This window comes from Pantoea sp. UBA5923, from assembly GCF_002431095.1.
In the GTDB taxonomy this organism is placed as follows: domain Bacteria; phylum Pseudomonadota; class Gammaproteobacteria; order Enterobacterales; family Enterobacteriaceae; genus Pantoea; species Pantoea piersonii.
Genome location: NZ_DJDN01000036.1, coordinates 33,813 through 60,642, shown reverse-complemented (window position 1 = coordinate 60,642; position 26,830 = coordinate 33,813). Strand labels below are relative to the sequence as shown.

Below are 26,830 nucleotides of genomic sequence, written 5' to 3'. Positions count from 1 at the left end.
GGTGGCCTGGATCGTGGCGGCTATCGCTTCACGCGTGATGCCGGAAAATGGCGTAGAAGTCGGGATGCTTGCCGGGCTGTCAACGCTGGCGCTGGTCGCGGCGATGGATATGACAAACGGTGGTCTCTATGCCTCGATCATGCAGCAGTACGGCAGCAAGGAAGAAGCGGGCGCCTTTGTGCTGATGTCGCTTGAGTCAGGTCCGCTGATGACAATGGTGATCCTCGGTACCGCAGGCATCGCCTCCTTTGAACCTCATGTCTTTGTCGGCGCGGTCTTGCCGTTCCTGATCGGTTTCGCGCTGGGCAATCTGGATCCGGAGCTGCGGGAGTTTTTCGGCAAAGCGGTGCATACGCTTATCCCCTTTTTCGCCTTTGCGCTGGGTAACACCATCGACCTGACGGTTATCGCGCAGACCGGCTTACTGGGTATTCTGCTGGGCGTGGCGGTGATTATCGTAACCGGCATTCCGCTGATTATCGCCGACCGTTTGATTGGCGGCGGCGACGGTACCGCAGGCATCGCCGCCTCCAGTACGGCAGGCGCGGCGGTCGCGACGCCGGTGCTGATAGCAGAAATGCTGCCGCAGTTTAAACCGGTTGCGCCAGCCGCAACTGCGCTGGTAGCAACCTCGGTAATTGTGACCTCAGTGCTGGTGCCAGTCATAACTGCTGTTTATTCAAAACGCGTTAAGCGTTCTCGCGTTGCGGTTGGCCAGCGCGCGGCGATCAAGTAACCCCGCTTAAGCATCCCCGACCTCTAAGTCGGGGATATCTCTGGATTTTACTTTATAAATCAATCTCTCATTTGGTCTGGCCTCTCTCTGCATTACGCTGATGTGGCGTTTAACGCATCAAATAAACAGAGGATGAGACGATGACAGTAATTAACCAACCAACCTGCCGACTGTTCACCGAAGTGGGACAGACCACCCAGCTTGCCGCGTATTACGAAGAGGGCCGCCGTACCATGTGGATGATGCTGCGGGCGCAACCGCGTCCCAGTTTTAACCACGAATTAATCGAGGAAATCATGAACCTGAGCTATGCGGCGCAGCGTTCCGGTCTGCCGATTGATTTCTGGGTCACGGGTTCGCTGGTGCCGCAGATGTTCAACGCGGGCGGCGATCTGCGTTTCTTTGTCGAGTGTATTCGCAACAACCGCCGCGAGGCGCTGCGTGCCTATGCGCGCGCCTGCGTCGACTGCATTCACTCGGCGGCGCGCGGCTTTGACACGGGCGCGGTCACGCTGGCGATGATAGAGGGCAGCGCGCTAGGCGGCGGTTTCGAGGCCGCGCTGGCGCACCACTTTATCCTGGCGCAAAACAACGCGCGGCTCGGCTTTCCGGAAATCGCCTTTAACCTGTTCCCCGGCATGGGCGGCTACTCCTTAGTCGCGCGTCGCGCCGGGATGAAGCTGGCAGAAGAGCTGATTTGCGAAGGGGAGTCGCACAGCGCCGAATGGTATGAAACGCGCGGTCTGGTGGACAAAGTCTTTCAGCCTGGCGAAAGCTATCGCTGCACGCGTACCTTTATCGATACGCTGCGGCCGAAGCTGAACGGCGTGCGTGCCATGCTGAAAGCGCGTCAGCGCGTACTGCAGCTGTCGCGCGCCGAGCTGATGGATATCACTGAAGACTGGGTAGATTATGCCTTTACGCTGGAACCCAAAGACATTGCCTATATGGAACGTCTGGTACAGTTACAGAACCGTCATAGCGCATCCTTGCGTAAAGCCGGCTAGTAACAACACGTTTTAAACGCGGGCAGGATGCTTAGCCAGCCAATGCCCGAACTGTTCTGCGGGCATTGGTTTTGCGTAGAAATATCCCTGACGCCCATCTACGCCGTTAAGGAGGACAAACTCTTCTTCCGCTTTGGTCTCGATGCCTTCGGCAATCACCTGCAACGCCAGCGCCTTGGCGACGGCGACGATAGCGCGCACCAGCGACTGAGAGACCGGCTGCTCATTAATATTGCGAATAAAACTCTGGTCAAGCTTGATGGCGTTGATCGGTACGCGCGCCAGCTGCGACAGCGAAGAGTAGCCCGTACCGAAATCGTCGAGGTGTACCTGCGCGCCCAGCTCCTGAAACTGTTTCATCAGGGTCAGCGCCTGCGCTTCGTTCTCTATCAGGCAGCTTTCGGTCAGCTCGATATCGATTGGGCACTCCGTTAGCCCGCTGTCGATAAGCGCCAGCCTGAGATCGCTGTAGATACTCTGGTCGATGAGCTGCCGCGCGGAGACGTTGACCGCCACGCGCAGATTGATGCCCTGTTCGCGCCAGACCAGTATCTGACGCAGCACCGTCAGCATCACCCAGCGGCCGAGCGGCACAATCAGGCCAGACTCTTCGGCATAAGGGATAAAGTCGGCGGGCGAGACCATGCCGCGCTCCGGCGAATTCCAGCGCACCAGCGCCTCTGCGCTGCGTACTACACCGTCGCTGTCGAGCTTCGGCTGATAGAACACCGTCAGGTGATCCTGCTCCAGCGCCTTGCGCAGGTTGGTGTCGAGCCAGAGATACTCAAACACGCGCTGATTCATTTCGGCGGCGAAAACGCAGAACTTGCCGCGCCCGTTCTCTTTTGCGTGATACATCGCGGTATCGGCGTTGCGGATCAGGCTTTCCCGATCCTCGCCGTGTAGCGGGGCGAGGGCGATGCCGATGGAACAGCCGCTGTAGACCTCAATCAGGCCGATACGGAAGGGCTGGCGCAGGCGCTCCAGAATGCGCGACGCCATCGCCTCCAGCGCTGCCTGGCTGGTATGCTCCGCCAGCACCACGAACTCATCGCCGCCGAGGCGCGCCAGCGTCTGGTCTTTGCCCAGACAGCTGAGGATAGCCAGCGATACCGCCTGCAGCAGCTGATCGCCGAACATATGACCGTAGGCGTCGTTAACTTTTTTAAAATTATCGAGATCGAGGTAGACCACGCCGGTCTCATCGCCTTTCGCCAGCTCCAGCGCCAGGCTAATTTGCTGGTGAATAGCGTTGCGATTAGGCAAACCGGTCACGGTATCGGTGTTTGCCATTACCCGCAGGCGCTCCTGCGCCCGTCGCTCTTCAGTTATGTCCGTTCCTGAACAGATGAGGAAAATTTCATTTTTCCCGCTGCCGCTGTGAACGAACTTATTACGAAACAGAAAGAGTCGCTGGCCCTTACGGGTTTTCACCCAGCGCTCAACCTCATAGGAATTGCCGTCGCGGAAGAAACCGGCGATATTGCGGCGCGAAGCGGCCGCCTCCTGTTTGGTCATAAACAGCTGGAAAACGTTACGGCCAATCACTTCATGCTCATTCAGGCCGGTGTACTCTTCGCTGAGGCGGTTAAAGCGCTGAATATTGCCGCGCTGATCGAGAATAACGATCACCGAGTTGGCTTCAGAAACCACCTGTTCGGCAAAAGAGAGGCCTTGGGTCAGATCGCGCGCGACCGCAGAGGTATCGCCCCAGGCGGAAGCGGTGCCGGCCCAGCTTGACTGATTAACCTTACGGCCGACAAAGTGCATGGGCACCGGCGTGCCGTGCAGCGACAGCGTCAGGTTGACGCTGGAGGTGATCACCGGCATCGCGCGCAACAGGCTGGCCTGCGCGGGGGTCAGCGCAACGGCGATGTTGGTATGCGCATTTTCATCCTCTGCTAAATGCAAAGCATCGCTGTCGGTGGTCAGGCGCCAATGAGGGCTGGTCGTGCCAAACAAGGTGTATAGCAACGTTTGCCCTTGTTCATCGGTCATGGAAAGGTCCTCCGGGGGAGTGCTCTGCTGGCGTTATCTCATTATTTTATCAACAGTATTCGGCATCTGACTTCAGCACAAGATGCCAGCCAAATATATTTTCCGGTCTGATTAACAATGGCACAAAAAAGCCCCGCACCGCGGGGCCGATTTCCCTGCTTAACAAGGACATTTCCCCAGCTTGCCTGCCTGGCTGGGGAACCGGGCATCAAGACAGTATCGATGGAAATCGCGCTCGCTCATCGGGGGCAGATCCGGATGTTGACGCTGCATATGCTGAAGATAATTTTGATAATCCTGCACGCCGACCATCAGCCGGAAACTTTGCTGCAGCCCACGCCATAACCTGCGCCAGCTAAAACGTGCGGGCGCGGCGATCGGGCGGCAGCAGATAATGCCGCCCAGGCTAGCCGGGCGGACGGCGCGGCGAATCGCGTCAGACATGATGAACCTCCTTACGCAGCGACGGCTCCGCTTCGTGCGTGGTCGGCACGTTGCTTTGCAGGGCGCGACGAATAACGAAGAACGCGGCGATAAGCATCGTCACCGCCACCAGCATAAAGAAGCCGCACAGCACAGCGTTGATCTGATTGCTGAACACGATGGTCTGCATATCCGCCACGCTCTTCGCCGGCGCGATAATCACGCCTTCGTCGATCCCTTTCCGGAACTTATTGGCCTGCGCCAGAAAGCCGATTGAGGGCTTCTCATGGAAAATTTTCTGCCAGCCCGCCGTCATGGAGGTAATAAACAGCCAGGCGGTCGGCAGAATGGTTACCCAGGCGTAGCGCTGCTTCTTCATCTTAAACAGCACCACGGTGCCGAGGATCAGCGCCATCGAAGCGAGCATCTGGTTGCCGATGCCGAACAGTGGCCATAGCGTATTAATGCCGCCCAGCGGATCGACCACGCCCTGATAGACGAAAAAGCCCCAGCCGGCGACTGACACCGCGGTGCCCGCCATATTGCCCGCCCACGACCGGCTATTCGCCAGCGACGGCACTACGGTGCCGACCAGGTCCTGCACCATAAAGCGACAGGCGCGCGTGCCGGCATCCACGGCGGTAAGAATAAACAGCGCTTCAAACAGAATAGCGAAGTGATACCAGAAGGCCATCATCGCGCGGCTGTTAAAGACGTCGGTGATGATATGCGCCATGCCGACTGCAAAGGTCGGCGCGCCGCCCGCGCGCGACAGCACTGAGGTCTCGCCGACGTCACGCGCGATGCTGGCGAGCGTCTCCGGCGTCACCACAAAGCCCCAGCCGTTAATCACCTGCGAGGCGTTCTCTACCGTTGTGCCGATCAGCGCGGCAGGCGAGTTCATGGCGAAGTAGACGCCAGGATCGATAACCGAGGCGCAGATCAGCGCCATAATGGCGACGAAAGATTCCATCAGCATCGCGCCATAGCCGATAAAGCGGATATGGCTCTCGCGCTCCACCAGCTTCGGCGTGGTGCCGCTGGAGACCAGCGCATGAAAGCCGGAAATCGAGCCGCAGGCGATGGTGATAAACAGGAAGGGGAAAAGCTGTCCCGAGAAGACCGGGCCGCTGCCGTCAATAAAACGCGTAACGGCTGGCATTTTCATTTCCGGCATGGCGAACAGGATGCCGATCGCCAGCCCGACAATCACGCCGATTTTCAGGAAGGTCGAGAGGTAGTCGCGCGGCGCCAGCAGCAGCCAGACCGGCAGCACCGAGGCAACAAAGCCGTAGATCACCAGCACCCAGGTCAGCGAGGTGCCTTTCAGGGTAAAGAAGGGGCCCCAGAAGGGATCCTGGGCGACGTTTCCGCCGTAGATAATCGCCGCCATCATCAGCACAAAGCCAATCAAGGAGACTTCCGCGATTTTGCCAGGGCGGATAAAGCGCATATAGACGCCCATCAGCAGCGCAATCGGGATCGTCGCGGCGATAGTAAAGAGACCCCACGGCGAGTTAGCCAGCGCTTTCACCACCACCAGCGCCAGCGCGGAGAGAATAATGATCATCACGCCGAGCGCGCCGAGCATGGTGATTACGCCAGCGAAAGCGCCCAGCTCCTGGCGCGCCATTTCGCCCAGCGAGCGACCGTCGCGGCGGGTTGAGATAAACAGCACGAGGAAATCCTGCACCGCGCCCGCCAGCATCACGCCGACGAGGATCCAGATGGTGCCGGGCAAAAAGCCCATCTGCGCCGCCAGTATCGGGCCGACCAGCGGACCCGCGCCTGCAATGGCGGCAAAATGGTGGCCGAACAGCACCCATTTATTGGTCGGCACATAGTCGAGGCCGTCATTGAAGCGTTCGGCTGGCGTACGACGACGGTCGTCCAGTTCAAAAATATTGCGTGCGATAAACAGGCTGTAAAAGCGATAGGCGATGCTGTAGCAGGCGACGGCGGCCACCACCAGCCAGACTGCATTAACCTGTTCGCCGCGATTTAACGCCAGCATAGCGAATGCGCCCGCGCCGACTAACGCCACCGCTAACCAGATTGCGCCGGTTTTGACGTTCTTCATGACCTCACTCCTTGTATGAACCGAAAGGGACGTTCAAAGACAACGAGTCAAAAGTAATGTAATGGAATGTAAGTGAAAGTTAATGTGTTGAGAAGTGTGAAGCGGGGAACAAATTTAACATTTGTAGCAGCGGTGAGAAAGAAAGGGGGATAACAATCGTTATCCCCCCGTTTTTTTATGCTCAGACTGCGGGGCGGGCAACCACGCTGCGCGTTTCCATACGCACTTCGGCGATGGTGACGTCAATTACGTCAGTGACGCGATAGACGACCTCGCCTTTGATCTGTACGGTGCCGTTTTCCTGGCTGCACACCAGCTCGTCGCGCACCGCATGGATAAAGGGCGCCGGGATAAAAGCGACCGCGCCGTTCTCCAGCAGGCGCACGCGCATGCCGCCGCGCGAGACGTCGATAATCTCCGCGCTGAACTTGCGGTCGGTGCCGGCATGGGGTGCCAGCCAGCGCGCGTAGAGCCAGTCGCCGACGTCGCGCTCCGCCATACGGTTAAGGCGACGACGTTCGCTCATGGTCACCGTCAACGCCTCATCAGGGCGCGCGCCTTGCTCGCCGCGAATAATCGCTTTCAGCAGACGATGGTTGATCATGTCGCCCGACTTACGGATCGGCGAGGTCCAGGTGGCGTAAGCCTCCAGACCCAGCCCGAAATGGGGGCCCGGCTCGGTGCTGATCTCAGCAAATGACTGGAAGCGGCGAATACGGCTGTCCAGGTACTGCGTCGGCTGCGCATCCAGCTCGCGGCGCAGCTGGCGGAAGCCTTCCAGCGTTGTGATGGCGGCGGCGTCAACGGTCACGCCATGGCTGGACAGCACAGCAGCAGCCTGCTCGGCGTTCGTCGCGTCAAAGCCGGTGTGCACGTTGTAGACCCCGAAGCCGAGCTTCTCGCGCAGCACCTTACCTGCGCAGACGTTCGCGAGGATCATCGCTTCTTCTACCATACGGTTGGCGATACGGCGCGGTTCGGCGACGATATCCAGCACTTCGCCTTTCTCGCCGAGAACAAAGCGGTAATCGGGACGATCTTTAAACACCAGCGCATGGTTGTGACGCCATTCGCTGCGCGCCAGGCAGATGCGGTGCAGCAGACGGATCTGACGGGCGATCGCCTCGCTCTGCGGCTGCCATTCGCCGCTGTTTTCCAGCCAGTCGGAAACCTCGTCGTAAACCAGTTTGGCTTTAGATTCGATCCACGCGGCAAAAAAGTGTACGTCGTCGCCCAGGGATCCATCCTGCGCGACGGTAACACGGCAGGCCAGCGCCGGGCGGCGCACGTTCGGACGCAGCGAACAGACGTCGTCGGAGAGTTCGCGCGGCAGCATCGGGATATTAAAGCCCGGCAGATAGTTGGTGAACGCGCGCTGCGCCGCCAGTTTATCCAGCTCGCTGCCTTCCGGTACGTAAGCGGTCGGGTCGGCGATAGCGATAGTGAGGCTCAGCGTGCCGTCGGCGTTCTCTTCGACATAGAGCGCGTCATCCATATCCTCGGTGCTGGCGCTGTCGATGGTGACGAAATCGAGCGCGGTCAGATCTTCACGCGTCAGGTTTTCATCCAGCATTTCGCCAAAGCCAACCTGCGGCGCCTCGCGCTCCAGATTATGGCGCGACAGGGTGACCCACCACGGCGCCAGATGATCGTCGGCTTTAACGATAAATTCAGTCAGTTCGGCATAGAAACCGCGGTCGCCTTTCAGCGGGTGACGGCGCATTTCAGCGACGGCCCAGTCGCCTGCCTGGAAATCATGGCTCAGGCCACGCACCGGACGGCAGGGGATAGCGTCTTTTAATAACGGATGGTCCGGGACGATGGAAAGACGGTCATCTTTCTTCTGCACGCGGCCGACAAAGCGGCTGAGGAAGGGTTCGATCAGCGTTTCAGGCTCGGCGCTTTCACGATCCTTATCGCTGTGGATGACGGCGGAAACACGGTCGCCGTGCATCACCTTTTTCATCTGCGGCGGCGGAATGAAATAGCTTTTCTGCGCGTCGACTTCAAGGAAGCCGAAACCTTTTTCGGTGCCTTTAACAACACCTTCTGCGCGAGGAGTCTGCGCGTGGAGCTTCTCTTTGAGCTGCGCGAGCAGCGGATTATCCTGGAACATAGTCAGTTTAGTTTCGTGGCCTAAGAGCGGCTGCTAGTTTTACGCGAATCAGGGGCGCGCGGCAAGGCAAAAGAGGGTAAAAAAGCCGGATTAACCGGCTTTTATCTAAGGAAACTCTGACCTTACGCAATGCGCTGCGTAGGCAGTGAAACCGACAGCTCCAGCTTAACCGGAACCGATTTAGAGGTCGGCGTGCCGCTAATATCGCCGAAGCTGTTGAGCGGAACCAGCGGGTTGGTTTCCGGGTAATAAGCCGCGAGGTTACCGCGCGGAATATTGTAGGGCACCAGTTTGAAACCGCTGACGCGACGCGAAATATTGTCGTTCCACAGGGTTTCGATATCCACCAGCTGACCTTCCGTAAAGCCGAGCGCCTGCATATCTTCCGGGTTGATAAACACCACTTCGCGCTGGCCGTAAACGCCGCGGTAGCGGTCATCAAGGCCGTAAATCGTGGTGTTGTACTGGTCATGCGAACGCAGCGTCTGCAGCGTAAACGGCACCTCAGCCACATCCGCCGGGAAGAGCGATTCAGGCAGCGCTGCGCTGCTGAACTCCGCTTTCTGTGTCGGGGTGTTGAAGCGCAGGTCCGCCGCCGCGTTGCCGAGGTAGAAACCGCCCGGCAGGTCGCACTTCTCATTGAAGTCGGCGAAGCCCGGGATCGTGGCGGCGATATGGTCGCGGATCAGGTTGTAATCGGCGGCCAGCTCCAGCCACTTCACTTTTTCATCGCCCAGCACCGCGTGCGCGATGCCCGCCACAATGGCGGTTTCTGAGCGCTGCGTCTCCGCCAGCGGAATGCCGATGCCCTCAGAGGCGTGCACCATGCTGAAGGAGTCCTCAACGGTGATGAACTGGTTGCCGCTCGCCTGCGTGTCGCGCTCGGTACGGCCCAGCGTCGGCAGGATCAGGCTCTCTGCGCCCGGCACCAGGTGGCTGCGGTTGAGCTTGGTGCTGATGTGCACCGTCAGACCACAGCGCTGCAGCGCCTCTTCGGTGCGCGGCGAATCGGGGGCGGCGGCTGCCAGGTTGCCACCCAGCGCGATCAGCACTTTGATCTCGTCGCGCAGCATCGCATTCAGCGCGTCAACCGTGTTATGGCCATGTTCGCGCGGCGGCTCAAAGCCGAAGTGGCTGCCGAGCGCGTCGAGGAAGGCTTTGCTGGGCTTCTCGTCGATACCCATAGTGCGGTTGCCCTGCACGTTACTGTGGCCGCGTACCGGGCAGAGGCCAGCGCCTTTCTTGCCGAGCTGGCCGAACAGCAGCTGCAGGTTGACGATTTCGCGTACCGTATCCACCGAGTGCTTGTGCTGAGTAATGCCCATCGCCCAGGTGACAATAACGCGATCGGAACTCTGGTAAATTGCCGCAGCTTCGCGGATTTGCGCTTCGCTCAGACCAGACTGCTGCACGATCTGCATCCAGTCGGTGTTGTCTACCGCATCGAAATAGGCTTCGACGCCGTGGGTGGTGGCGTTAATAAAGGCTTCGTCAAACAGGCCTTTCTCACCGGCCGCTACGCGGGCGCGATGGGTCTCCAGCAGCGCTTTCACCATGCCGCGCACCGCCGCCATATCGCCGCCGAGATTCGGCTGATAGTAGGCGGAGCTGATGGTGCCCGCTTTGGAGGTGACCACTTCCAGCGGCTTCTGCGGATCGGCGAAACGCTCAAGGCCACGTTCACGCAGCGTGTTGAAGGTTACGATTTTCGCGCCGTGATCGGCAGCGTGACGCAGGCTGTGCAGCATACGCGGATGGTTGGTGCCCGGGTTCTGGCCAAAGACGAAGATCGCGTCGGCATGATCGAAGTCGTCGAGACGAATGGTGCCTTTGCCGACGCCGATGCTGCGCTTCAGACCGGCGCCGCTCGCTTCGTGACACATGTTGGAGCAGTCCGGGAAGTTATTGGTGCCCGCCAGACGGCCGAACAGCTGATAGAGCCAGGAGGCTTCGTTGCTGGCGCGACCGGAGGTGTAAAGCTCCATCTGATTCGGGTTATCCATCGCCTTAATGTGCTGCGCAATGAGCGCAAAGGCGTCGTCCCAGCTGACCGGCTCGTAGTGGTCGGTTTCAGCGTTATAGCGCATCGGGTGGGTCAGACGGCCTTGATACTCCAGGAAGTAGTCGCTCTGGGCATAGAGTTTGGTGACGCTGTGCTGTGCGAAGAAATCGGTATCGACCACGCGACGCGTCGCTTCCCAGGTCACCGCTTTAGCGCCGTTTTCACAGAAACTAAAGGTGCTTTTGTTATCGTCGCCCCAGGCGCAGCCCGGGCAGTCGAAGCCGCGCGCTTTGTTCATGCGCATCAGGTTGCGCATATTTTTCAGCGCGGCCTTGCTGTCGAAAACGAAACGGGTAGTGGCTTCCAGCGAACCCCAACCGCCCGCAGCGGCGCGGTAAGGCTTAATTTTACGTTTGAATTTCATGGTGAGTGCAGGCTTATGTTTTTTGTAGGAAGTTTGTTATCAGGATATATCCTGACGGTGAGGGAAGTGTGCGACTGCAATCATAAGTTGTCTAATTGATTGACTTAATGGTGCGATAGCCACCATTTATCGCGGCGCAGGCGTAATTGTGACGCTGCTCAAATTTTACCCTCTGGTAACCCGCCGATAACGGGAGTTACTGGCGTATCGGGTCAATACTTGCACCTTCTCCTCTGAAAGGGCGCACCCCATGAAACAGCTCACCAGTCAGATCCATGCATTTGGCAAAGCCTTAATGATGCCGATCTCGGTGATCGCGGCGGCGGGGATCTTCCTCGGCCTCGCGGCCGCGATGCAGAACCCGGCGATTACCGGCGACGCCTTTGCCCAGATGCAGGTGCCGCAGCTGATTATCGGTTTCATTCGTAAAGTGGCGGGCGCGCTTTTTGCCAACCTGCCGGTTTTTTTCGCGGTGGCCAGCGCCATTGGCCTGGCGAAGGCAGAGAAGCCGACGGCGGCCTTTGCCGCCGTTATCGGTTATATCGCCATGAACGTTGGCATCAACGCCACGCTGGCGGCGAAAGGGTTGACGGCGGCAACCACCACGCCAGAAGCGCTACAGAAGGCGGGCATGGATCAGACCGCGGCAATGATGACCTCGGCGGAATATATCCAGATGCTGGGCATCTTCACCTACAACATGAGCGTGCTGGGCGGCGTCATTGCCGGGCTGTTGACGGTCATGCTGCATAATCGCTTCTATACCCAGCAGTTGCCGACCGCTATCAGCTTTTTCGGCGGACGTCGCTTCGTGCCCATCGTCACCGTGGTCTTTCTGCCGCTGGTGGGCGTGCTGCTGGCGCTGATCTGGCCAACGCTCGGCGCGGGCATCGCCTGGGTCGGCCAGATGATCGGCAAAAGCGGGCAGTATGGTGCCTTTTTGCTCGGGACGGCGGAACGCATCCTGATCCCGACCGGATTGCATCATATTCTCAACGAAACCGTACGTTTTACGCCAATTGGCGGCATCGCCACGGTGGACGGCCAGACGCTGGTGGGGGCGCTCAATATTTTCAACGCGTCGCTGACCCACCCCGGAACGGTGCCTGACGACACGCTGCGCAGCGCCACCCAGTTTCTCGCGCAGGGTAAGATCCCGGTCATGATGTTCGGTCTGCCAGCCGCCGCGCTGGCGATCTACCACACCGCGCGCCCTGAACATAAACAGCGGGTCAAGGCGTTGATGATGGCGGGCGCGCTGACCTCGTTCACGACCGGCATCACCGAGCCGCTGGAGTTCTGCTTTATCTTTGTTTCGCCGGTGCTTTACCTGATGCATGCGCTGCTTACCGGTCTCTCTTTTATGCTGATGTCGATGCTGCATCTGATGATTGGCAACGTGCAGGGCGGCGTAATCGATCTGGTGGTATTCGGCATCCTTGGCGGCAGTAAAACGCACTGGTGGTGGACGCTGGCGCTCGGCGCACTCTATGCGCCGCTCTACTACTACGGATTTCGCTTTGTTATCACGCGCATGGGCGTGGAGACGCCGGGACGCGAGTCTGACGATGAAAAACCGCAGCAGGTGGCGGCGGGTGAGCGCACCAGAGTTATTATCAGCGGCCTGGGGGGAGAGGCGAATATCGAGGATGTCGACTGCTGCTTTACCCGCCTGCGCGTACGGGTCAAAGATATGAAAGAGGTGGTGGATCAGACGCTGCTCACTACCGGCGCTAACGGCATCAATCGCGTCAGCGAGCACGATATCCAGGTTATCTATGGGCCGCAGGTCGAAAAGATCGCTAACGAAGTGAAAAGCGCGCTCGGCGTGGCGTGAAACGATTTACGTCTACACTTAACAGACCGGAAGTGAACAAGGAGACGGAAATGTTTAAACATAAAACCAATGAAGAACGTAAACAGGAAGGCGACGTGAGCAAGAGCGCCCCCGAAAGCACGCCGCACGTTGGCAACGCCTATGAAGAGGACGATCATCCGGCGGTTGACGCGCCCAATGAACACGGCGAAATCCCTCGCACCCGCGATGACCATAACGATGACAAGAAAGATCCCTATCAGGATCGAGATAAAAAGTAGCGCTTAGCCATATCGGGTTCCCACCTGGCTGACAAGGTTGGTTATGGTGGGAGCTGCATCAATGCCTTTTCCAGTTACCACGCCGCCGATCGGCGTTCCCGCCTTTATCTTGCGCTGCGAACACGCTTTTTTATCTTTGTCCCTGCAGGAGACCCTGATGCTTTTTCTTTTCAGCGGTTACACGCCCGGTGAAAGCGCGGCGAGCTGGCCAGATAAAAACAGGCTTTTGTCAGCTTGTCACTGAGACTGGATAAGAGGAACATAGCGCTACGTTTTTCCGGCACTGCAGACGCTATGCTGATCAGCACTGAACAATTACGCAGCACCTCAGCGGATATCCGACTCGCCTCTACGCTTGCCGCCGTGGCTGGCGCGCTCAATACCGCAGCATTTGAAGTTGTAGGCTTTTTCTCGGCCAATATGACAGGAAATGTTTCCTCGCTTTCAGACAATCTTGCTAAAGCCAATATTGCCCCGGCCATCTTTTTTCTGTCGGTTATCGCGGTTTTTATCGCTGGCTCCGCCTTCTCAACGGTCATTATTAATATCGGGCGCAGGCGAAAGATACCCACGGTCTACGCCTTGAATATATTGATTGAGGGAGCGGGACTGGTGGGTCTCGGCGTGGTTGAAACCTGGCTAACGCCGCTTTCACCTGGGGTGGTATTAATATTATGCCTGAGCTTCCTGATGGGGCTGCAAAATGCGGTGGTGACGAGGATATCGAACGCCCGGGTAAGAACTACCCACGTTTCCGGAACCTCAACCGATATCGGTATTGAGCTGGCAATGCTGTTCGATATCCTGAGACGCAAAGAGTCTCCTGAGTACACGCCGCTTTATCTTGATCGTCTAAAACTTCATGCCCTAACGCTCCTCTCTTTTCTGTCAGGCGGCGTGGCCGGTATCTGGCTCTATCGCCTGCTGGGATATCTTTTTATCATTCTGATCGGCCTTATGCTTATGCTGCTGGCCTTGCATACTATCTTCAGGCAGCCCCGACGGTAATGTCTGCCATCTTTTATAAAGCGACACAGATCCATCTGCTGCAGAGCGCAAAGCGCCGGGGCAGAAGGGGGCGGTGCGCTTCTGCGCATCAGGCTGTAACAGTGACATCAATATGAGACTGCCGAAAGATCGCCTGAAGAGCGGTCATTTTTTATTTAGATTCGGGAAAACCGATCGCGATGGTCTCTCTATCCACGTATCGAAAAGACAAGATAGTTTTCCAGATGCGTTACATGTTTGCTGGCAAGCAGCGGCGTGCTGACATCGGAACTTATCCCCTGTTGCGACTGAAAGACGCTCGGGATGAACTGTTAAACATCAGGCGTGCTCTGGAAGAAGGAATAGACCCACAGATGGTTCGCCAGTGCCATTGCTATCAAATGCTGCTCGCGTGCTGCTTCATCTATCGGATCTGGATGTGTCATTTCGGTTTCCTGTAGGCAATAAAAAACCCCGCCGTAGCGAGGTCTGTTAGATTGTCTGGTTGTTACTGCAGGGAAAACTGCCATGAGCCAATAGCTTTACGAACAAGAACCATGGTCTTTTCTTCACCGTCAATAACTACATAGTACTGGTCTTTTACTTTCAAAGATCTCGGGAAATCTTCGTTACCTTCATAACGTACAGTGATTTTATTCCCGAAGATTTCTGCTACAGCGCTCTTATCAAACTGAGGAAGATAGATTGTCTTTTTCACTCCTTGACGTCCTTCTGATATACCGGGTCCATTCCCCGTGGAAACTTCATCGACTCTTCTTTGTAGAACTATAGCCGCGTGGGCAATAAAAAACCGCCTCGGTGGGCGGCTTTCTGCTCTGCTAAGCCATCATCCGTTACGGATGATCGTACTGCTCAAACGTGCGCGGCTGCGCGTCACCTGCTTTGCGGAACCGCTCGTTGTCAGCCTTACGCTGCTTCAGATACATCAGGGTCTGTTTCACCTGATACTGCGCGTCCGGTGAGAGAGAGCCCGGTGTGCCTGCGTTAATTGCCGCGGCTACTTACGCCGATAGTAATCGCAAGTCAGCCAGTCGCATTTTAATAGGATTAATCTTAAAAGTGTGGGTTGTTGCAAAATTTCACATCGGGATTTTTAGTAACCTGTTATCAGCCCCTTCAAGAGCTAAGCCATTACGAGTGCCGGAGATAAGCGCCGGGTGGGGCATATTCAAATTCAAAAAGGTCGCCTGCGGGCGGCCTTTTTGAATTTTTGTCCCTGCCATTCACTGCATACTTCGGTTTAGCAACCTGTGGCGGAGGGCGATTTTTATCCATAAAAAAATCCGCACTCAGGCGGACTCTTCAACGCTGGCTACGCAACGGCAAGGCGGCGCTCCGTAACATAAGGGACGTGATGTGACAGCTTCACATGAACTATACGACTTACATCATGCGGATCCGGATTATGCGCACTACGCTTCGAGTACATATCGCATCGAAACGCAGGATGCTTTGTCATCGTGGACAGCGCGGAACAGGCGAAACCAGGTGATAAAGTGGCGTTTCAGTATGATGGTTATCCGATAATCGGGATTTTGTTCGCGTCCGGGCTAATCACGCCAGACGGAGAAACAATGGAGGGAGAGGTGATGGGGAGAATTATCGTGCCAGGTAAAGTTACTGCGACAATTGTCGATGATGAAAATAGGTTCCGGTCGACGATCTGAGCGTTGCAGTTTCCATCTCATTTTGGGCTTCACGTTGACAACCCGGCGGCCCTACCTGAAGATCAAAGGTAAATTACAAAGGCATTTTTTATTGAGTACGCCTGCCAGTACATAATTTTATTTTTACACACAGAAAACCTTGTTAAGTGATTGATAGGTAAAGAAAATAGACATTAAACAGTTAATTTACCTCTGTAACCTTGAGCGCGAGCGCCACTTTGGGCGGGCGGCGGAGGCCAGTTTTGTCAGTCAGCCAACGCTCTCAATGCGCCTGAAAAACCTTGAGCGCGAACTCGGACTGTCGCTGATTAACCGCAGCAATAACTTTGTCGGCTTCACGCCGGAAGGCGACCGCGTGCTGGCGTGGGCGCGGGAAATCGTCTCGGTCTATCAGGGGCTAAAGCTGGAAGTGGAGTCGCTGAAGCATGGTGTCAACGGTACGTTGCGCATCGGCGTGATGCCGCAGTGCAGCGTGGCGCTGCCGGAGCTGCTGAAAAAAGTGCAGAACCGCTATCCGCAGCTTAACTACCGGATCGCCGCGCTGAGCGCCGATCAGCTGCTGGAGGCGCTGAACAGCCATACGGTTGACGTTGGCATCGGCTTTTTTGAGCTGGCGACGCTGCGCGAGCTGCATTTTCAGACGGCCTTTCTGCCTGAACGCGGGGTAGAAGCGATTTTCGATCCCGCGCAGTTTCCCGAACTGGTCAGCGATGAGCCTCTCTCGCTGGCTGCGCTCGCCGCCTTGCCGCTCTGCCTCTCGGAGCCGACGCGCTATTTCCGCCGCTATCTGGATATGGCTTTCCGCGAAGCGGGCCTGACGCCGCAGGTCATGGTAGAGAGCGCCGCTATTCTTGAGCTGGTGCAGAGCGCACAGGTGGGGTTAGGGGTGCTGGTGTCGCCTGTCGGCCATCTGCTGCCTTCGATGCTGAACGGCATGGCGCAGCGGCCGATTACTATTACCCATATGGCGCGCCAGGCGGCGCTGGTGATTGCCGAGCCGGGCCGCGCGTCGCCGCTGTCGCAGCACTTCTTCGACGAGGCGCGCAGCCACCTCGAAAGCTACGCCGTTTCACCCATGGCGTAAAACAGCCGACTGTTCCAGTTGCCGATCGCCACCGCCTGAATCAGGGCGAACAGCGCTTCCGGCTGCCAGCCTTCTGCGACCAGCGGTTGCAGATGCGCCGCGCTGAAGCGCTCCGGCGAGCGCGTCAGCTGCGCCGCCAGCGCCACAACGCGGCCCTGCGTCGTCGGCTGGCTGGCGGCCTCATCAACGGACTCCAGCAGCGCATCGCGCACCTCAACCGGGAAAAACTGAAACGCCCAGCGGCAGCCGAGCGCGCGGGCGCAGGTCGCCTCTGCCAGCGGCGTAAAGGCGGCAGGGATGATGCGCAGGCGCAGCGTTTGCCAGCCGTAGAGCGCGGCGGCATCGTGCGCCAGCAGCCACACCGTATCGGCAAGATCGGGATGCGGCTGGCAAAAGGTGACGGCGGCAAGCTGCTCGGCGCTGGCGTAGCGCAGCTCCAGCGGCTTAATGCCCGGTTTCCACGTCTGCTTCTCGGCAAAGCCGTCGCGGCTGGCGTCAGGCGGCGGCGTTACGCCCGGCAGCCAGCGCACCGGCAGCGCCAGCAGCGCATGCAAACCGGCGACGACGCGCGCCTGATAGCTGACGAAGCCGACGATTTGATTCAGCGTGACGATATCCGGTTCGGTGAGGCCCACGGCGTCCAGCGCCCGGAGCGCCGCCGCGTTAATCAGTTCCGGCTGCATCGCCAGCTGGCGCGCATATTGCGTTAACTGGGTCAGGCGGTTGTTGCTCTCCCGTGAAGAGTCGGGGCCGGGCAGCGGGTTGAGGCGCGCCGAATAGTGATTGCACAGGCGCTGCACGCCCGCGATCTGCGCGACGGTCAGCGCGGTGCTGAGTCGATCGTAAAGGGTCAGGGTATGGGTCAGCGTCGCCGTCACGCGATCGGGAAACAGCAGCTGGCTGAGATCTCTTGAGGCCAGCAGCATCGGCTGGCTGGCCTGCAACAGCGGCTGAAGCGCGCTGGCCTCCTGCTGTAAACCGAGCAGGAAACGGTCGTTGATAAGGGCTGCTTCGGGAACCAGCGGCTCAGCCTGGATGGCGTGCGGGCTGGTCTGGCTCTCGTAAAACCAGTGGTGATGGCCAGGATAGCGGCGTTGTTCCATGGTTATTCCTTTTGCAAATAACTGGCACGTCGCGCATGGCGTGAATCCGAAACCGTGACGCGCGCCCGGGGGCTGGCTTATCGTCGCTTAACGGTAGAGAAGGGCAAAAGATCGATCGGTGATAATTAATAGCCTGTAGCTATAAGGCGGGAAAAATGAGCGGTAAAAGAGAGGGCGAGCCAGGCTCGCCCTTACAACTTATTTCAGTTCCAGCTCGTTCATCGCGGCGATGCTGAAGCCGCCGTCAACGTGAACGATCTCGCCGGTGATGCCGCCGGCCAGGTCAGAACAGAGGAACGCCGCTGAGTTGCCGACGTCTTCGATGGTAACGGTACGGCGAATCGGGGTAACCGCTTCGCAGTGCGCCAGCATCTTACGGAAATCTTTGATGCCTGATGCCGCCAGGGTACGGATCGGACCGGCAGAAACGGCGTTCACGCGCACGCCTTCAGGGCCCATCGCGTTCGCCATATAGCGTACGTTCGCTTCCAGTGACGCTTTCGCCAGACCCATCACGTTGTAGTTCGGGATCGCGCGCTCTGCGCCCAGGTAGGAGAGCGTCAGCAGGGCGGAGCCCGGGTTCAGCATCTCGCGGCACTCTTTCGCCATCGCAACAAAGCTGTAGGCGCTGATGTCGTGGGCAATCTTAAAGCCTTCACGGGTAACGGCGTTCACATAGTCGCCATCCAGCTGGTCGCCAGGGGCGAAACCGATGGAGTGAACGAAACCGTCAAATTTTGGCCAGGTTTTTGCCAGTTCAGTAAACAGCGATTTGATGCTCTCGTCTTCAGCCACATCGCACGGCAGAACAATGTCTGAACCCAGTTCTTTAGCAAACTCTTCCACACGACCTTTCAGTTTGTCGTTCTGGTAGGTGAAAGCCAGTTCTGCGCCCTGCTTGTGCATCGCCTGCGCAATTCCGTAGGCAATAGAGAGTTTACTGGCAACGCCAGTAATCAGAATGCGCTTACCGGAAAGAAAACCCATAGCTGTAATCCTTATGGTCATTGTTGTTGGCGGCCGTATTGGTTAAAAAACAGGCGGCCGCGTTAATCGACGTGCGGATTCTAGCACGTCTCAGGCAAATGGGGTAAACCAACCTGTATTAGCGTTCGCGTCGCCAGGCTTCTGCCGTCAGCGCTTCGCCAAAGTGACTGGAAATCAGTCGTTTAGTCAGGTCGTGCAGCGGCGAAGCCAGCACGTCGGCGGTGCCGCCGCGCTCGACCACTTCCCCCTGGTGCATCACCAGCACCTGATCGCTGATGTGCTTCATCATACCGAGATGCTGCGTCACATAAATATAGGTGATGCCGTGTTGCTCCTGTAGTTCCAGCATCAGATTAACCAGCTGGGAGCGCATCGTCATATCGAGCGAGGCGAGGGCTTCGTCAGCGATGATCACCTTCGGCTGTAAAATCAGCGCGCGCGCCAGGCCAAGACGCTGCTTCTGTCCCGGCGCCAGCATATGCGGATAGTATCCGGCGTGATCGCGCAGCAGACCCACCTGGCGCAGCGTCGCGATGATGCGCTTCTCGCGCGCTTCCGGCGGCAGATCGCTGTTCAGCCGCAGCGGCAGGTCGAGGATCTGGCTAACGCGCTGGCGCGGATTAAGCGAGGTCGAGGGATCCTGGAAGATCATGCGGATGCGCTGGCTGCGGTAGCCATAGTCGCCAAACTCCAGCGGATGATCGTTGATCAGGATTTCGCCTGCGCTTGGTGCCACCATGCCGCTCAGCATTTTCGCCAGCGTCGACTTGCCGGAACCGTTCTCGCCGATAACCGCCAGCGTCTGCTTCTCGCGCAGGATAAAGCTGACTGACTTTACCGCCTCGACGTGCTGACGGCGAAAGAGTCCGGTGCGGTAGCGAAAGGTTTTGCTCAGATTGCGCACCTCAAGCAGCGTTTCCATCTACTGCTCCTCCATATTCAGCGGAAAGTGGCAGGCGAACAGGTGCGTTTTACTGCCGCTCAGACGCGGGGTTTCAACACATTTGCGCTGCGCATAAGGGCAGCGTGGGCCGAGTCGACAGCCGATCGGCAGGCTTTCCAGCGAAGGGATAGCGCCGGAGAGGGTATTAAGACGGCTCTTGTGCGGCAGCGAGCGGCCAAAATCGGGCATCGCGCGGATGAGCGCCTGCGTATAAGGATGGTGCGGCGTGGTCATCAGGTCGTCGCTGCCCGCGGTTTCTACCGTCTGCCCGCAGTACATCACGTTGATGCGATCCGCCCACTGGCTCATGGTGCGCAAGTCGTGGCTGATCAGCAGAATAGTGGTGTTGTTATTCTGATTAAGGCGGCTCAGCAGGCGAAAAATTTGCGCCTGGGTCGTCGGCTCCATGGCGTTGGTCGGCTCATCGGCGATCAGCAGGCGCGGCTGGTTGGCCAGCGCGATAGCGATCATCACTTTCTGGCATTCGCCTTCGGTCAGCTCATAGGGAAAGCTGCGCATAATATCTTTGTGATCTTTGATGCCGACGCGGTGCAGCAGCTCGATGGCGCGGGTTTTACGCCAGAACCAGAAGCGGCGCAGCCAGGGCCCTTTATAGGTCCAGCGCGGAATAGCCTGCATCAGCTGGCGGCCGATGCGCTCCGAAGGATCGAGACAGGACTGCGGCTCCTGAAAAATCATCGAGACGTTGTGCCCGACGATGCGGCGGCGCTCGCGCGGCGACAGACGCAGCAGGTCAATATCGTCAAACACCATACGGTCGGCGGTAACGCGCCAGTTATCTTTGGTCACGCCGCAGATCGCCTTTGCCACCAGGCTTTTGCCCGAGCCCGATTCGCCCACTAACCCGCGCACTTCGCCTTCCATAAGCGTCAGGTTGATGCGATCCACCGCTTTCACGGGGCCGTCGGCGGTCATAAATTCAATGGTCAGATTACGAATATCGAGTAACGGCATTATTCTACTCCCGCCTCTACGGCGCGGCGGATGCCGTCGCCCAGCAGGTTAACAATTAATACGCTGATCATCAGCGCCACGCCCGGCAGCATTACCGTCCAGGGCGCGACATAGACCAGCTCCAGCGAATCGCCGAGCATCGCGCCCCATTCGGGCGAAGGCAGCTGCGCGCCGAGGTCGAGAAAGCCGAGCGCGGCGATATCCAGGATCGCCAGCGACAGCGAGCGCGTCACTTCGCTGATAAGCATCGGCAGCACGTTGGGCAGAATCGCGTGCCGCAGAATATCGACATTGGTAGCGCCGTCGAGGCGCGCGGCTACCACATACTCTTTTTCCAGCTCGTCGTGCACCGCGCTATAGGTGGCGCGCACCAGACGCGGCAATAGCGTCAGCCAGACCGCCAGCAGCGCGTGCTCCAGGCGTGGGCCGAGAAACGCCACCACGATAATCGCCAGCAGCAGCGACGGTATCGACAGCAGCGTATCCAGTACGTGGTTCATAACGGCTGAGCGTAAGCCGTGGGTGATGCCCGCCAGCACGCCGAGCGCCAGTCCGCACGGCGTTGCAAACAGCGTCACCAGAATGGCGGAGCCGACGGTGGGCGCCACGCCGCTCAGCAGACGGCTCAGTACGTCGCGGCCCAGGTCATCGGTGCCGAGGAAAAAAGAGACATCGCCATAGCGCGACCAGGAGGGCGGCAGTAGTTGATAGCCGAGAAATTGCTGATCGATGCCATAGGGCGCCAGCAGTCCGCCAAACAGGCAAAGGAACAGCAGCGCGCCAAAGCCATACAGGCCGATCATGGCGGTGGTGTTGCGATAAAAGTGGTGCCAGCTGCGGCGAAACGCGCCGGGCAGCCGCTTCTCGGCATAGACATTATCGTAGGGCATACGCAGTCGCTTGAGGTTTGGTCTGGATGGGTTGCGGCAATTTAAAGTTTTCTGTCATATCAATGTGTTGCTCAGGTTCTCAGCGTTATCGTGTCGTACTGCGCTTAGCAGGAACGGCGGTACGGATTCAGTTGCCACGCTTGCGTATACGAAAAGGGAGCGTACACAGTGCAGAAGACAGCAAAGAGCGAAAGGCGCAGGCGCGCGCCGCTCGTCACAGAGGATTATCCGTCGATAACCCTCTTACAGGCAAGGGAACGGCGGCAGCAATTTCATTCAGGGGTAACAGAAGGTCAGCTTCTGCGCTGTCAGGCCAGCCTGAAGCGAGCGCTATGCGAGCCGGAAAAGAGCGGGGTGCTCTTTTCCGCAGTTAAGCCAGCTCAGCTCTGTTCGCCGGAAAAGGCGCGCCAGGCGGCCAGCGTATCAAGCGACTCCCTCAGCAGGGTAATTTTTCCCGCTTCCGCTACCAGGCGACCAGCATAGGTCTGTCTGTAGATGCGGTCGGTGCCTGCGATACCCGCTTCGACGCTGTATTCGCCAAAAGCCTGCGTCGGCGTATCGATCAAAAACTCAATATTACGGAAGCGGAAATCGGGCACTTTCTCCAGCAGGCCAGCAATAAAGAACTCGATCTCTTTCGCGCCCTGCGCGCGATGCGGCAGGCCAAGCGTTTTCAGGTAGGGCAACTCCAGCGCGCCATCAGCGGCGAAAAGCGCCGCGGCGGCGCGGGGATCGCGTATTGAATCCAGATAAAGTTGCAGTAGCTGTACGGCGGTTTTCATGGTCAGGGACTCCTGAAGTGGTTACCGGCCGACAAAGTGTTGCGGGCCTGACACCAGCCTAATTAACTTCAGAAGCGCACAAAACAGCAAAGGATGAAACCTACCATTTCATTTATGTAATCATCCCTGCTGATTTTGCTTTCATGGCGCGTAGCGCCACTCTGGATCGCTGAGACGTTTGGCAAAGAAATCGGAAAGCACTCTGACCTTAAGCGGTCGACTGCGCGCGGTTGGGGTGACGAAATAGAGCCCGCCCTGGGTCATCGACCACTCATCAAGAAGGCGTACCAGACGGCCATCGCGCAAATACTCCGCTGCGATAAACTCCGGCAGTTCGGCGATGCCCAGACCTTCAAGCAGCGGCGGCAGCAGGGCGTCTGAGTTAGTTACCCGCAGCGGTCCATTCGGAACGATATCTTCATGCACGCCGGAGGTATGCGTAAAGCGCCATACCTGACTGCGCGCCCGGTACGCATAGCTGAAGCAGGCACGCGATGTCAGCGCTCTGGGGTGCTCCGGCGCGCCATGACGAGCAACATAGGAAGGCGCCGCCACCAGAAACTGTGTCACCGCGCATAAGCGACGCGCAACCAGCGACGAGTCCGGCAGCGCGGCAATGCGCAGCGCCGCATCAAAGCCTTCGGCGATAACATCGACCGACGCGTCCGAGAGGTGCAAATCCACGCTGAGTTCGGGAAACTGGCGAATCAGTTCCGGCAACAGCGGCGCGATCCAGCGCAGCCCGAAGGCCATAGGCACCGCCAGCCGCACCAGACCGCGCGGCTGTACCGCAAGCTCGTGCGCCTCGCTTTCAACTTCCTCTGCCTGCCGGTAAATCTCAGACGCTTTCGCGGCCATGCTCTGGCCAAACTCGGTCAGCGCCACCTGGCGCGAGGTGCGGTTAAACAGCCTGCCGCCCAGCCTCTCCTCCAGCCGGGCGACGGCGCGCGATACCGTTGGGACGGAGACGCCCATAACTCTCGCCGCGGCGGCGAACGATCCTTCCTCTGCTACTTTCGCGAACATCGCGAGTCCTTCGAAATCAGGGAATCTGTTCATTTCAAATCTGCAACGATGAGTTTTAAATCATTCTATTTTGAAAAATGTTGTTCGTCGATATGCTTCTTCTGTCGCCACAGTCGCCGGTCTCGCTTAGTCAGTAACGCCGTCGGCAGCCGTTAATTCTCTATTTAGCGATGTTCAGCTTGAGAGCTTAAAAGACATTCAACAGGCATATGCGTGCCTTAACCTGAGGAAGCAAATGATGAGCAATAAACTTGCAAATAAAATCGCGCTGGTTACCGGCGGCAGTTCAGGCATCGGTCTGGCCTCTGCGCAGGAGCTGGCTTCACAGGGCGCAAAAGTCTATATCACCGGCCGTCGCCAGGAAGAGCTTGACGCTGCGGTAGCGGCGATTGGACCGGCCGCGACCGGTATCCGCGCTGATGCCTCCCGTCTGTCCGATCTCGATAAGGTTTTTGCGACCATCACCAGCGAATCAGGACGACTTGATATCCTGTTCGCCAATGCCGGCGGCGGGGATATGATGCCGCTTGAGGCAATCACTGAAGAACACTTCGATCGCATCTTCGGCACGAACGTGCGCGGGCTGCTTTTTACCGTTCAGAAGGCGCTGCCTCTCCTGAATAATGGCTCATCGGTTATCCTGACAGGCTCGACTGCCGCAGTTAAAGGCACAGCGAACTTCAGCGTTTATAGCGCCAGTAAAGCAGCGGTGAGGAACTTTGCCCGTTCATGGGCGCTGGATTTAAAAGATCGCGGTATCAGAGTGAACGTTGTCAGTCCAGGCCCGATCCGCACCGCAGGCCTGGGCGGCCTGGTCCCGGAAGAACAGCGCCAGGGGCTGTTTGAGGTGCTGGCCGCTGAGGTTCCTCTTGGCAGGCTGGGCGAGCCTGAGGAAGTCGGCAAAGCGGTGGCGTTTCTCGCCTCTGACGATGCTGCTTTTATTAATGCCGCTGAGTTTTATGTTGATGGCGGTCTGGCGCAGGTTTAATCGGCACGCGTTTTATTTTTTAATCTGGCTGTCAGGCCAGAAGCGTGCGGATAGCATCGGGTTCAGGAAGGCTGTGAAATCTGTTTCAGAGGCTGCTTAATGCGGCCTTTCCTTTTTATAACCGGCTAATAAACCCGCAGGCGGGGCCTGCAAAAGGGCGCTTTTACCGGGGGCAGCTACACTCGAACCAGACCCTAACTGACAGGAGAAGCCATGACGGAGAAGAAGCAGTTATCAGACAAAAACCCGACGGATATCGAACACACGCTGGTGTTACAAAGCGGGACCGCCTGGAACGGTCAGGCATACAGGGCGTACCCGGCAGGCAAACCACAGATATCGGTGATGCGTATGTCATTGCCTGCCCACAGCGAGCTACCCTGGCATACACACCCTATGCCCAATACCGCTTATATTCTCTCTGGCCAGTTAACCGTAGAAGATAAGAACACCGGCGAACGCTTTAGCGTTAGCGCGGGGCAGGCGCTTAATGAAACCATCGACAGCGCGCACCGCGGCTATACCACCGAAGAGCCGACGGAATTACTTATTTTCTACGCTGGCGTTGAAGGTCAGGAACTTTCCCTGCCGCTGCCAGGGGAAGAGGCGGAATTTTGACAATGCCAGCCCTTATAAAGTTCTGTTTTTTACTTAGCGGGCAAAGTAGATTATCGCCAGAAGGCATTAATAAGCTGGCTTATTAAATAACGCTCTTTTGCGCGGCAGCAGCCGCGTATAAATGCTTTATCTTTGGGGACTGTCTCATCATTTGTTTTCCGAAATAAGTTCTTACCGCCGCTATTTATAGCTTTTGTTTAACTGCCGTTAAAGTTGCCTGTGGTTGGTTGATTTTTGTTCGCATATTTTTTGGTGAAAAGCAGAATCAAAAATAGGGAGTCAAATCAATAAACCAGGCATAAACAATTGAAAGATAGCCGTTTTTAATGAACTCCCCAGGCCTGCATTAATCGCAGTTGATAAAAAATCTCTATGTTTTTAATGAACTTTTCACCAGTAAGTTGATCTTGCAGAAAGAACATATACACTAATAACGCATATGACACGCAATGCTCAAATAAGAGATAAAATCGGGCGCGGGTTATTAGCGGCATCCTCCTTGAGTTGTTCTTGCTTTACCTTCCACACCAGATGAAAAAAGTGATAGCCTCTTTAAGGCTGTCTTAAGGTTTCGTCAGCATTATTTCTCCGACGCCTCTCTGAAAAAAGGGAGTCATGGTGAGATTCACCAAAATTACGTTAAAAAGAAACAATTGCTTCATATTTGTAATATTTATTTCTCCAGGCGGCGCTTAACTATTTCACGTTCGAGCAACTTAAATTTGATGGAATCTAACTATGTCATTTATTCCTTTTTCGCGGCCTTCGCTGGGTGAAGAAGAGCTGGCTGCGATAAAAGCGGTGTTTGAATCGGGATGGATCACCACTGGCCCGCAAAATGCTGCGCTGGAGCAGGCTTTTTGCCAGCTCACGGGTAATCAACACGCTATCGCAGTGAGTTCAGCAACGGCGGGTATGCACGTTACGCTGCTGGCGCTGGATATTCAGCCCGGCGACGAGATTATTACACCCTCGCTGACCTGGGTTTCCACCATCAATATCATCACGCTGCTGGGCGCCACGCCGGTCATGATCGATATCGATCGCGATACGCTGATGGTTACGCCCGAACAAATCGAAGCTGCTATCACGCCGCGCACCCGCGCCATTATCCCGGTGCATTACGCGGGCGCACCGGCAGACAGCGATGCGATTCACGCCCTCGGCAAGCGTTACAATATCCCGGTGATTGAAGATGCCGCGCACGCGGCGGGCTGCTATTACAAGGGACGCCATGTCGGCAGTTCGGGCACTGCCATCTTCTCGTTTCACGCCATCAAAAATATGACCTGCGCCGAAGGCGGCCTGATTGTTACCGATGACGCCGAACTGGCGGATCGCATGCGCAGCCTGAAGTTCCACGGTCTGGGCGTCGATGCGTACGATCGCCATACCCACGGCCGCAAGCCGCAGGCGGAAGTGATTATGCCTGGCTTCAAGTACAACCTGCCCGATATCAGCGCGGCTATTGCGCTGGTGCAGTTGAAAAAGCTCAACGCCTTTAATGCGCGCCGCGAGGCGATCGCCCAGCGCTATCTGCGTGAATTAGCCGACACGCCGTTCCTGCCGCTGTCGCAACCGACATGGGCTCATCAGCACGCCTGGCATCTGTTTATCATTCGCGTCGACGAAGCGACGTGCGGCATCAGCCGCGATGCGCTGATGGAAGCGCTGAAGGCGCAGGATATCGGCACCGGCCTGCATTTCCGCGCCGCGCACACCCACAAATACTATCGCGAACGCTATCCCCAGCTCTCTCTGCCCAACACCGAATGGAACAGCGATCGTATCTGCTCCATTCCGCTGTTCCCGGATATGCACGATGACGATGTCACCCGCGTTATTGACGCCTTGCGTCACGTAGCTGGAGTCTGAG

Annotated in this window: 22 protein-coding genes and 1 pseudogene; 10 read left to right on the top strand and 13 right to left on the bottom strand. The window is 57.4% G+C overall.

Translation table 11 applies throughout. From position 1 onward, the window contains the following. On the top strand, window positions 1-736 hold a 736-nt coding region (locus B3797_RS09340), incomplete at its 5' end, for a 2-keto-3-deoxygluconate permease (RefSeq protein ID WP_311790946.1). 140 nt (window positions 737-876) lie between these two features. Then, on the top strand, window positions 877-1,743 hold the full coding sequence (locus tag B3797_RS09335) for a crotonase/enoyl-CoA hydratase family protein (RefSeq protein ID WP_103795955.1): 867 nt from the start codon (window positions 877-879) through the stop codon (window positions 1,741-1,743). Between the two features lie 12 nt (window positions 1,744-1,755). Here the strand turns inward: B3797_RS09335 and pdeR are convergent, their stop codons facing one another. From pdeR to B3797_RS09310, 5 genes are all read right to left on the bottom strand, one after another. Continuing rightward, window positions 1,756-3,741, bottom strand: coding sequence for a cyclic di-GMP phosphodiesterase (pdeR, locus tag B3797_RS09330; protein ID WP_311784434.1), 1,986 nt, complete (start codon window positions 3,739-3,741; stop codon window positions 1,756-1,758). Window positions 3,742-3,900: 159 nt separating this feature from the next. After that, entirely contained in the window at window positions 3,901-4,185 is a 285-nt protein-coding gene (locus B3797_RS09325) for a YbdD/YjiX family protein (RefSeq protein WP_311784433.1), read from the bottom strand. Next, window positions 4,178-6,244 (bottom strand): carbon starvation CstA family protein, encoded by a 2,067-nt coding sequence (locus tag B3797_RS09320; protein ID WP_311790945.1) that lies wholly within the window; start codon window positions 6,242-6,244, stop codon window positions 4,178-4,180. The genes B3797_RS09325 and B3797_RS09320 overlap by 8 nt, the downstream gene beginning before the upstream one ends. A 181-nt stretch (window positions 6,245-6,425) precedes the next feature. Then, window positions 6,426-8,360: an exoribonuclease II gene (locus tag B3797_RS09315; RefSeq protein WP_311790944.1), complete on the bottom strand. Its 1,935-nt coding sequence runs from the start codon at window positions 8,358-8,360 to the stop codon at window positions 6,426-6,428. Window positions 8,361-8,482: 122 nt separating this feature from the next. Next, window positions 8,483-10,786 (bottom strand): FdhF/YdeP family oxidoreductase, encoded by a 2,304-nt coding sequence (locus B3797_RS09310; RefSeq protein ID WP_311790943.1) that lies wholly within the window; start codon window positions 10,784-10,786, stop codon window positions 8,483-8,485. A 250-nt stretch (window positions 10,787-11,036) separates the two neighbouring features. Between B3797_RS09310 and B3797_RS09305 the strand changes: the two genes are divergently transcribed. From B3797_RS09305 to B3797_RS19580, 4 genes and pseudogenes are all read left to right on the top strand, one after another. Next, window positions 11,037-12,623: a PTS transporter subunit EIIC gene (locus B3797_RS09305; RefSeq protein WP_311790942.1), complete on the top strand. Its 1,587-nt coding sequence runs from the start codon at window positions 11,037-11,039 to the stop codon at window positions 12,621-12,623. 50 nt (window positions 12,624-12,673) lie between these two features. Next, a complete protein-coding gene (locus B3797_RS09300; RefSeq protein WP_120454107.1) occupies window positions 12,674-12,883 on the top strand; it encodes a hypothetical protein in 210 nt (69 codons plus the stop codon). Window positions 12,884-13,177: 294 nt separating this feature from the next. Continuing rightward, window positions 13,178-13,891 carry a YoaK family protein gene (locus tag B3797_RS09295; RefSeq protein ID WP_311790941.1) on the top strand — a complete coding sequence of 238 codons (714 nt, stop codon included), beginning with the start codon at window positions 13,178-13,180 and terminating at the stop codon, window positions 13,889-13,891. Window positions 13,892-14,070: 179 nt separating this feature from the next. Next, window positions 14,071-14,196: pseudogene (locus B3797_RS19580) on the top strand (integrase); the annotation flags it as partial. Window positions 14,197-14,378: 182 nt separating this feature from the next. On the opposite strand, the gene B3797_RS09290 reads toward B3797_RS19580, so the two are convergent. Next, entirely contained in the window at window positions 14,379-14,588 is a 210-nt protein-coding gene (locus tag B3797_RS09290) for a hypothetical protein (protein WP_311784428.1), read from the bottom strand. A 1,136-nt stretch (window positions 14,589-15,724) separates the two neighbouring features. Between B3797_RS09290 and B3797_RS09285 the strand changes: the two genes are divergently transcribed. Next, window positions 15,725-16,642 (top strand): LysR family transcriptional regulator, encoded by a 918-nt coding sequence (locus B3797_RS09285; RefSeq protein ID WP_311784474.1) that lies wholly within the window; start codon window positions 15,725-15,727, stop codon window positions 16,640-16,642. Here the strand turns inward: B3797_RS09285 and B3797_RS09280 are convergent. The 7 genes from B3797_RS09280 to B3797_RS09250 all read right to left on the bottom strand — a co-directional run bounded on the left by B3797_RS09280 (window position 16,618) and on the right by B3797_RS09250 (window position 23,348). After that, window positions 16,618-17,745, bottom strand: coding sequence for an oxidoreductase (locus tag B3797_RS09280; RefSeq protein WP_311784425.1), 1,128 nt, complete (start codon window positions 17,743-17,745; stop codon window positions 16,618-16,620). The genes B3797_RS09285 and B3797_RS09280 overlap by 25 nt on opposite strands. A 198-nt stretch (window positions 17,746-17,943) precedes the next feature. After that, window positions 17,944-18,732 carry an enoyl-ACP reductase FabI gene (gene fabI / locus B3797_RS09275; protein WP_120454114.1) on the bottom strand — a complete coding sequence of 263 codons (789 nt, stop codon included), beginning with the start codon at window positions 18,730-18,732 and terminating at the stop codon, window positions 17,944-17,946. A gap of 118 nt (window positions 18,733-18,850) precedes the next feature. Beyond that, window positions 18,851-19,654 carry a putrescine export ABC transporter ATP-binding protein SapF gene (gene sapF / locus B3797_RS09270; protein ID WP_120454116.1) on the bottom strand — a complete coding sequence of 268 codons (804 nt, stop codon included), beginning with the start codon at window positions 19,652-19,654 and terminating at the stop codon, window positions 18,851-18,853. Beyond that, a complete protein-coding gene (sapD, locus tag B3797_RS09265; RefSeq protein WP_311784424.1) occupies window positions 19,655-20,650 on the bottom strand; it encodes a putrescine export ABC transporter ATP-binding protein SapD in 996 nt (331 codons plus the stop codon). Next, window positions 20,650-21,540, bottom strand: a complete 891-nt coding sequence (gene sapC, locus B3797_RS09260) for a putrescine export ABC transporter permease SapC (RefSeq protein WP_311790940.1) — start codon at window positions 21,538-21,540, stop codon at window positions 20,650-20,652. Before sapC ends, sapD begins: the two co-directional genes overlap by 1 nt. Window positions 21,541-21,920: 380 nt before the next feature. Then, on the bottom strand, window positions 21,921-22,322 hold the full coding sequence (locus tag B3797_RS09255) for a nuclear transport factor 2 family protein (RefSeq protein WP_311790939.1): 402 nt from the start codon (window positions 22,320-22,322) through the stop codon (window positions 21,921-21,923). 141 nt (window positions 22,323-22,463) lie between these two features. Continuing rightward, a complete protein-coding gene (locus B3797_RS09250) occupies window positions 22,464-23,348 on the bottom strand; it encodes a LysR family transcriptional regulator (RefSeq protein WP_311790938.1) in 885 nt (294 codons plus the stop codon). A 238-nt stretch (window positions 23,349-23,586) separates the two neighbouring features. On the opposite strand from B3797_RS09250, the gene B3797_RS09245 reads away from it, so the two are divergent. The 3 genes from B3797_RS09245 to arnB all read left to right on the top strand — a co-directional run bounded on the left by B3797_RS09245 (window position 23,587) and on the right by arnB (window position 26,829). Further along, window positions 23,587-24,336: an SDR family NAD(P)-dependent oxidoreductase gene (locus B3797_RS09245; RefSeq protein WP_311790961.1), complete on the top strand. Its 750-nt coding sequence runs from the start codon at window positions 23,587-23,589 to the stop codon at window positions 24,334-24,336. 213 nt (window positions 24,337-24,549) lie between these two features. After that, window positions 24,550-24,954, top strand: coding sequence for a cupin domain-containing protein (locus B3797_RS09240; RefSeq protein WP_311790937.1), 405 nt, complete (start codon window positions 24,550-24,552; stop codon window positions 24,952-24,954). Between the two features lie 738 nt (window positions 24,955-25,692). After that, window positions 25,693-26,829: a UDP-4-amino-4-deoxy-L-arabinose aminotransferase gene (gene arnB, locus B3797_RS09235; RefSeq protein WP_311790936.1), complete on the top strand. Its 1,137-nt coding sequence runs from the start codon at window positions 25,693-25,695 to the stop codon at window positions 26,827-26,829. Window position 26,830 lies beyond the last annotated feature (1 nt).